The organism is Stutzerimonas stutzeri (assembly GCF_000935215.1).
Taxonomy (GTDB): domain Bacteria; phylum Pseudomonadota; class Gammaproteobacteria; order Pseudomonadales; family Pseudomonadaceae; genus Stutzerimonas.
In genome coordinates this window covers 1-6,882 of record NZ_JXXD01000248.1, presented here as the reverse complement: position 1 = coordinate 6,882, position 6,882 = coordinate 1, and the positions used below count along the sequence as shown (strand labels likewise).

7 protein-coding genes are annotated in these 6,882 nt (G+C 64.1%); 4 read left to right on the top strand and 3 right to left on the bottom strand.

Annotated features, from left to right (window positions below):
- Positions 1-1,349 (bottom strand): DUF1329 domain-containing protein (locus LO50_RS21210; protein ID WP_044316269.1); only part of this gene is annotated, 1,349 nt, incomplete at its 3' end.
- Positions 1,350-1,737: 388 nt separating this feature from the next.
- On the opposite strand from LO50_RS21210, the gene LO50_RS21205 reads away from it, so the two are divergent.
- Entirely contained in the window at positions 1,738-2,010 is a 273-nt protein-coding gene (locus LO50_RS21205) for a hypothetical protein (RefSeq protein ID WP_023444172.1), read from the top strand.
- A gap of 56 nt (positions 2,011-2,066) precedes the next feature.
- On the opposite strand, the gene LO50_RS21200 is transcribed toward LO50_RS21205, so the two are convergent.
- Positions 2,067-3,233: a 1-acyl-sn-glycerol-3-phosphate acyltransferase gene (locus LO50_RS21200; protein ID WP_044316268.1), complete on the bottom strand. Its 1,167-nt coding sequence runs from the start codon at positions 3,231-3,233 to the stop codon at positions 2,067-2,069.
- Positions 3,234-3,471: 238 nt separating this feature from the next.
- On the opposite strand from LO50_RS21200, the gene LO50_RS21195 reads away from it, so the two are divergent.
- Genes LO50_RS21195 through LO50_RS21185 form a run of 3 tightly spaced genes read left to right on the top strand, consistent with a single transcriptional unit; the run spans position 3,472 to position 4,543 of the window.
- Positions 3,472-3,654, top strand: coding sequence for a CPXCG motif-containing cysteine-rich protein (locus LO50_RS21195; RefSeq protein ID WP_003302744.1), 183 nt, complete (start codon positions 3,472-3,474; stop codon positions 3,652-3,654).
- On the top strand, positions 3,654-3,914 hold the full coding sequence (locus LO50_RS21190; protein ID WP_014821315.1) for a putative signal transducing protein: 261 nt from the start codon (positions 3,654-3,656) through the stop codon (positions 3,912-3,914). The genes LO50_RS21195 and LO50_RS21190 overlap by 1 nt, the downstream gene beginning before the upstream one ends.
- Before the next feature lie 11 nt (positions 3,915-3,925).
- Positions 3,926-4,543, top strand: coding sequence for an SOS response-associated peptidase (locus tag LO50_RS21185; protein ID WP_044316267.1), 618 nt, complete (start codon positions 3,926-3,928; stop codon positions 4,541-4,543).
- 21 nt (positions 4,544-4,564) lie between these two features.
- On the opposite strand, the gene LO50_RS21180 is transcribed toward LO50_RS21185, so the two are convergent.
- Positions 4,565-6,694 carry a methyl-accepting chemotaxis protein gene (locus tag LO50_RS21180; protein ID WP_044316266.1) on the bottom strand — a complete coding sequence of 710 codons (2,130 nt, stop codon included), beginning with the start codon at positions 6,692-6,694 and terminating at the stop codon, positions 4,565-4,567.
- Positions 6,695-6,882 lie beyond the last annotated feature (188 nt).

Sequence of the window (6,882 nt, the reverse complement as noted above, 5' to 3'; positions counted from 1 at the left end):
CAGCGTACGCCGGAGTTGCGCAGGGCAGCTGGGGTGTACTGGTTGGAGTTGGCCTTGTAGTTGTAGGTGTAGGGGTTCTTCTCTTCGTTCTTCATGCCCATGACCAGGTAGCGGCCAGAGATGAGGTCGTACAGGGCCTCCATCGAGTACAGCGGAACCTGCACGTTGTAGAAGTACAGACTGTGCGCCTCGGCTACGCGCCACAGCTGGTTGCGGCCGTCGTAATGGTCGATCACCGCAGCTTGCCAGGTGTCTTCGTCGATGAAGAAGTGGCGCTTGGCATAGATGTGGCGCTCGCCCGACTTCAGCGTGGCTTCCACTTCCCATACGCGGTGCAGCTCGTAACGGGTCAGGTCCTGATTGATATGGCCGGCCTTGACGATGTCTTCGTACTTCAGCTCGGGCGAATCCAGGCGGTAGGAGTTGTAGGGGATGTACACCTCTTTCTTGCCGATCAGCTTCCAGTCGTAGCGGTCCGGCGCACCGTTGAACATGTCCAGGTTGTCGGAGGTGCGCAGGCCGTCGGCTGCAGTGCCCGGGCCGTCATAGGCGACCTGCGGGGCGCGGCGTACACGCCGCTGGCCGGCGTTGTAGATCCACGCCATGCGCGGTTCCTTCACCTGATCCAGGGTCTCGTGTACCAGCAGCACGTTGCCGGCCAGGCGGGACGGCTCGGTGACCTGCTGCTTGAAGTAGAACAGCACGTTGCCGTGCTTCTCGGGGTTGTAGTCGGTCAGGGTGTCGGTATAGACCACCTCGTCGACGAACTTAACCAGGCTGAAGCTGCCGTTCACCTGTGGCGTGGCCTGGGCGACGACGCGCCGCGCCGAGCCGCCGCGGTAGCGGGTGATGTGGTTCCAGGCGACTTCCAGGCCGTCCTTGGGAATCGGGAAGGCGACAGCCTTCTCGAAGTTTTCCAGGCCGTTGCCGCCGCGGACCATGTTGGTCTGCGTGGCATTGCGCGCGGCGGCGTCATAGACATGCTGCGGCATGGCTGCGCTGCGGCGTGTCTCGTAAACCGGCAGGCGGTAGCTGTCTGGATAGCGCTTGAGCATGGCGATCTGCCCAGGTGTCAGGTTGTCCTTGTACTGCTCGTAGTTCTGCGCCGTGATGGTGAACTTGGGCTTGTCGCTGGCGTAAGGATCACTGACGAAACCGTCTGGTGTCACCGTCGCAGCGTCCTGAGCCAAGCCGCCGGTCCAGGCTGGAATGGTACCTGCAGCGTTGCCGGACTTCTCCGCGCCGATCGGCGTCAGTTCGTTGCCGAGGCGGGCCGCCTCGGTTTCGGACACCGCAGCCATGACGTTACTGGCCAGCAGTGAAAGCGTGAGCGCTCCGGTTGTGAACATTGTTATTTTCATTATCTCGTCCTGTCATTTCTGAATAGCTGATTCCCCGTGGCGCTCGCTGCTGCTGCGCCATGTGATTCGGCCTGAAGAGCTGTGCCTGCAGCGCCTGGGTTGCGGAAACCGCTCGATGGAGAAAGGATGCTCGTCCAACGACCGTTATCGCATTTGGCTGCCGCCCCCGCACAGGCTCTATTTCGCCGTTTCGAGGTATGCCGAGGGTGCCGGCGCGCCCGACCTTTAGTCAAGGCCGACCGGTGAAGAGCGCGTCATAAGCTGGCCTGATAATGGTGCAGAGCTGACATCGCTCCGTCGGGGAGTTCGGAATCCTGGCGGGCGTCTGGATACACTACGCGGCTGCCTGGGCGACTTCGAAGAGAGGAAAATCTGAATGGTGTTACAAGCGCAGTCGGGGCTGGTGATCGCCCCAGCATTGCTTCTCAACGGGCTGGCGCTGCTATGCGCGCTGTGCGGCGGCTGGTTGCTACTGGCGACGCAGTGGCGAGAGACACGCGCCCTGCGGCGGCCGCTGGTCGCTTCCGCACTGGAAACTGCGTCGACGAGAGATGGCGCGACTCAGCGCGTCAATCAGCTGTTCAACAGGGTAGGCGGGGCTGGACTGCTGCTCGGTCTGGGGCTGTCGATGGCCTCACGGCTACTCTGAACGTGTTTTCGGTTCGCTGAAGGGCCCGCAGATCAGGTACTGCGGGCCTTATGGGTTCAGGGTTCCAGACCGGCGTTGAGCCGGTACTGATTGCGCACCGGCATGGCGTACTGCTGAATCAGATAGGGCTGCTGCACGCTCGGGCAGGCGGCCAGACGCTTGCTCCATTCGGCTTCGGCGCGCTCCACTTCCTCGCGACTGAACAGCTCGGCGGCACTGGGCACCTGGATATCCGGATCACGGTTGTCCCAGAGGCGGTACGCGAGGTAGTGCACCGGGAACAGTCGATAGCTGCCGAGAATCTGGCGGTCCAGCGCCAGGGCCATCTGCTTGGAATCTTCGGGCGCGCGCTCCATGGGCGTGCCGAAGGCGATGTGCACGCGTCCCTTGTAGCCGGTGATGCCCAGGGCAATGCTCGCGTCGTCCTCGCCCGGTGCCTTGGTATAGGTGCCGGTGGTGGCGCGGATGTATAGCTCGCGGGCCTTGGCCTGGTCGCATGGGTCGTATTCATAGCTGATCGCCACCGGCACCGGGCGCAGTGCCGCCAGTGCGTCCGCGAACGCCTCGTCCTTGCGGCTCATGTGCAGCATCTTGAGGATCGCCGAATCGGTGCGGTCGTCCCCATCCTTCGCGCGCCCTTCGGCCTGGGCTATCCACACCGACTCGCCATCGTTGCGGATCGAATGGTTGATGTACGCCGACAGCACCTGGTAAGCCGCCAGCTTCTCGCGCCGCCCGCTGATGGAGCGGCGCACGATGAAGCTCTTGTTCAGACGCATCAGGTCGCTGACGAAGGGGCGCTGCAGCAGGTTGTCGCCGATGGCGATGCGCGGCGTGCGGATGCCGGCCTGATAGACCGCATAGTTGACGAACGCCGGGTCCATGACGATGTCGCGGTGGTTGGCCAGGAATAGATAGGCTCGTCCCTGCTGGAGCTGCTCCAGGCCGGAAAAGGTCACGCCGTCGGTAGCGCGTTCGATCGTGCGGTCGATGTAGGCCTCGATCTTGTGCTGCAGTGCGTCTACCGTGCGGATACTGGCGAACTGCTTGCGCAACCTCCGCGAAATGACTGGCTTGATCAGCCAGCCCATGCTGTCGGCCAGTCGCGGGAAACGGAAGTGCGCCAGAATGTCGAGAAACTCGCGATCGGCGAACAGGCGCGCCATGACCAGCGGTACTTCGGCGTCGGCGTAGGGTCGGATGGCTTCGAATTCGTCCATCATGCTCTCTGTAAAGGAAACGAGGAACGGGCCTGCAACGGATGGGCAGGCAATTTGCGGAACGGACCGGAGCCGGCTGGCTCATACTCATCGAGTAAACGGCCGTTTCGCCTCATGCCTGTGAAATCCTGCTTGCGGCCCAGGGTGCCCAATTGCGGGACACACCGAGTCGGTCTTCTAAAGGTTCGAATCAGCGACCTTTAAAGACGGCGATTATAGCGACAAGTCACGCGGAGGACCGATGCTGGAAACACAGCTCTTTCATTGCCCTTATTGCGGCGAGCCGGTCGAGGCCGTCCTCGATCTCAGCGCGGGCGATCAGCAGTACATCGAGGACTGCGCCGTGTGTTGCCGGCCGATCGTCTTCGATCTGCGTACGGACGGTGAACAGTGGCAGCTGGAAACCCGCGGGGAGGACGAATGATGCGGCGTATCTACGAGCCGCGCGATCTGCTGGAGGCGGAGATGCTCAGCGGCATGTTGATTGCCGAGGGCATTGAGGCATTCCTGGCGGGTAGTCATCTGATCGGCGCCATGGGCGAGCTGCCGGCGGCCGGGCTGCTCGGACTGATGGTTGCGGATGCGGATGCCGAGCGGGCACGTCAGCTGATCGCTGCGTACAATGGCGCCGAGCCGTTGCCGGGCGATGAACCGGAGAGTTACCCCGGCGAACTGATCTGCTGACGAGTCTTTTTATGTGCGGTCGCTACGCCCTTTTCCGCTGGAGCCAGGACTTCGCTGCCTTGCCCGGCTTCCCCTCTGATCAGCAACCGCACTGGAGCCTCGCGCCTGGCGCTTCGGTGCTGCTGCTGCGTCAGGTCGATGCGCAGTTGCAGCTCAGCCGCGTGCGCTGGGGGCTGACCCCGGCCTGGCTTACCGATCTGACGCGCACCCCTGCCCAGGCCCGGGCAGAAACCATCAGCGAACAGCCTATGTTTCGCGAGGCGTTTCGCCTGCGCCGCGGGTTGCTGCCGGCCAACGGCTTCTACGAGTGGCGTGGCGCGGCGCGCAAGCGCCCGTACTGGATGACCAGCGAAGGCTCGCTCGGCTATTTCGCCGCACTCTGGGAAGCCTATCCGGTACAGGGTCATACGTATCTGAGCGCCGCCGTGGTGACGCTGCCCGCGGCTACGCTGCGTCGGCCACTGATGCTTGATGAAGCCGGGCAGGCCGCCTGGCTTGATCCCGAAACACCGCTCGAGACATTGCAGGCGCTGCTGGCCCAGCCTCAGCCAGCCTTGCGTGAGCGCCCACTGGCAACCGTGGTGAATGACCCGCGTATCGACGGGCCGGAGTGCCTCACGCCGGCATGAACCGGCGCGGCTACGTCGTCGTCACACCCTGAACTGGTTGATCAGGCGACGCTGCTGTTCGGCCAGGCGCGTCAACCCGGCACTGGCCTGGCTGGCTTCCTCGGCGCCACCGGCAACTTCCTGCGCGACCTGACCGATGTTGGTGACGTTGCGGTTGATGTCTTCGGCCACCGCGCTCTGCTCCTCGGCGGCACTGGCGATCTGGTTGTTCATGTCGTTGATCAGCGAGACCGCCTGGGTGATCGCCTGCAGCGCCTCGGCGGCGGCATCCGCCTGCTCGACGCTGCGTTGGGTGCGGCTCTGACTCTGCTCCATCACCTGCACCACATCCCGCGTGCCGTTCTGCAGCTGCTGGATCATCTGCTGGATCTCGCCGGTCGCCTGCTGCGTCTTCTGCGCCAGGTTGCGGACCTCGTCGGCCACGACGGCGAAGCCGCGTCCCTGCTCGCCGGCGCGGGCCGCCTCGATTGCCGCGTTGAGGGCGAGCAGGTTGGTTTGCTCGGCAATGCTGCGAATGGTCACCAGGATGGCGTCGATGTTCTCGCTGTCGCGGGCCAGCGTCTGCACCACCTCCACCGCGCGGCCGATCTCGTCGGCCAGTTCGGTGATGGTCGAGCCGGTGTCCTGCACGATGTGCCGGCCCTGATTGGCCGCGCGATCGGCATTGTTGGCGGCTTCGGCGGCCTGGGTCGCGTTGCGCGCCACGTCCTGGGCGGTGGCGGTCATTTCGTGCACGGCAGTGGCCACCAGCTCGATTTCCGCCAGCTGGGTCTGCACGCCCTTGTCGGTGCGGATGGCGATGTCGGCGGTGTGCTCGGAGGCATCGCTCACTTTCTGCACCGAGCTGACGACCTCGCCGATCATGCCCTGCAGGCGCGCGAGGAAGGCGTTGAAGCCGGCAGCGATCTGGCCTAGCTCGTTGCGACTGTCGATGTTCAGGCGCTGGGTCAGGTCGCCTTCGCCCTGGCCGATGTTGTCCAGCATGACCACCATTTCGCGCAGCGGGCGGGTGATGCGGCGGCTGATCAGCCAGATCGCCAGCAGACCGGCGAGGCCGATCAGCACACCGATGACCAGCATGGTGGCAAGGCTGCTGCGGCTTTCGTCGGCGAGGGCGACCATCAACTGGTCCAACTCCTTCATCACCTCGGCGGTCGGCAGCTCCAGCATCAGCACCCAGCGGGCCTCGGTGCCGGCAAAGGAAAACGGCAGGAACAGCGCTACGCGGCCACGGGCCTGATCGATTCGATAGTGGGTCTGACCGGCCGGCAACTGCTTGACCAGTGCCTGCTCCTCGGCGTCGAGTATCTGTGCGGCGGGCTTGCCGATAAGGCTGGTGTCGCGGCTGTAGGCGGCAAGGCGGCCGTTGTTGGAGATCAGCGCGATCTGGCCGACGCCACCGTAGAGCTGGGCGTTGGCCTCGCTCAGCAGCTGTTGGATGAAGTCGACGCTGATGTCCGCGCCGACGATACCGTGGAACTTGCCCTCGATTATGATCGGCGCATTGAACGACGACAGCAGCGACGTCTTGCCATTCATCTCGTAGGGTGCTGGATCGCCTACGCAGGGCTTGAGCTGCTCGCGCGGGCAGAGGTAGTACTCGCCGGCGCGCACGCCGGTTTCCAGCAGGCGGGTGTCCTCGATGTCGGTGAGCTTGTCGACCACCATCTGGCCGCTGGCGTCGCGGTAGATCCAGCTGGCGAAGCGGCCGTCGACCATGCCCGGGGCGTCGCCGCGGTACATGACGTCGTTGACGTCCACGCCGTTGGGCTCCCAGGCGATGTAGGTGCTGGTCAGATTGGGGTTCTCGAGCAGGGTCTGTCGCGCCAGATTGATCAGCTCTTCGCGCGTCAGGTTGGCCATCGGCATCCCTTCGTTATCGCTGAGGCCGGTCAGGGTGTGTACTCGAGCGAGGCCGGTGGCGATCTGCAGGGGGGCCTGGAGTTGTGCCTGGATGCGGCTGACCTGGGTCTGGGCGAGGGCAGTGACGCGCTGCTCGACCATGCCGTCGATCAGCGAACGGGTCCGCTCCTCGACCAGCGCCTGGCTGCGCATTCCGGAAACCATCGCATACAGCAGAAGTGCGGCGATCACGGCCAGGGTGCAGGCGCCGGCCAATGCGGCGAAGGCGGTCTGGATGGATCTGAACATGTGCGGAACTCCAATTGCGCAGCGGATAAAGAGGCTATCGGCAGGATTTGCGACAACTGCAGCGGTACGTTCGGTTGCCTGACAGGTGGGTCCGCGATAGGGTTTGTTCCCGTTTCGTACGCGGCCGCGCCGCCCGGCCCTGCGGGTTGCGCGGCAAATGGCGCCATGCGGCGTTGCGGGACTTGGCA

Excerpts from the sequence above, each read along its gene's own strand:
- LO50_RS21205 (WP_023444172.1), top strand. The coding sequence starts at position 1,738 with ATGGTGTTACAAGCGCAGTCGGGGCTGGTGATCGCCCCAGCATTGCTT.
- LO50_RS21200 (WP_044316268.1), bottom strand. The coding sequence starts at position 3,233 with ATGATGGACGAATTCGAAGCCATCCGACCCTACGCCGACGCCGAAGTA.
- LO50_RS21195 (WP_003302744.1), top strand. The coding sequence starts at position 3,472 with ATGCTGGAAACACAGCTCTTTCATTGCCCTTATTGCGGCGAGCCGGTC.
- LO50_RS21190 (WP_014821315.1), top strand. The coding sequence starts at position 3,654 with ATGCGGCGTATCTACGAGCCGCGCGATCTGCTGGAGGCGGAGATGCTC.
- LO50_RS21185 (WP_044316267.1), top strand. The coding sequence starts at position 3,926 with ATGTGCGGTCGCTACGCCCTTTTCCGCTGGAGCCAGGACTTCGCTGCC.
- LO50_RS21180 (WP_044316266.1), bottom strand. The coding sequence starts at position 6,694 with ATGTTCAGATCCATCCAGACCGCCTTCGCCGCATTGGCCGGCGCCTGC.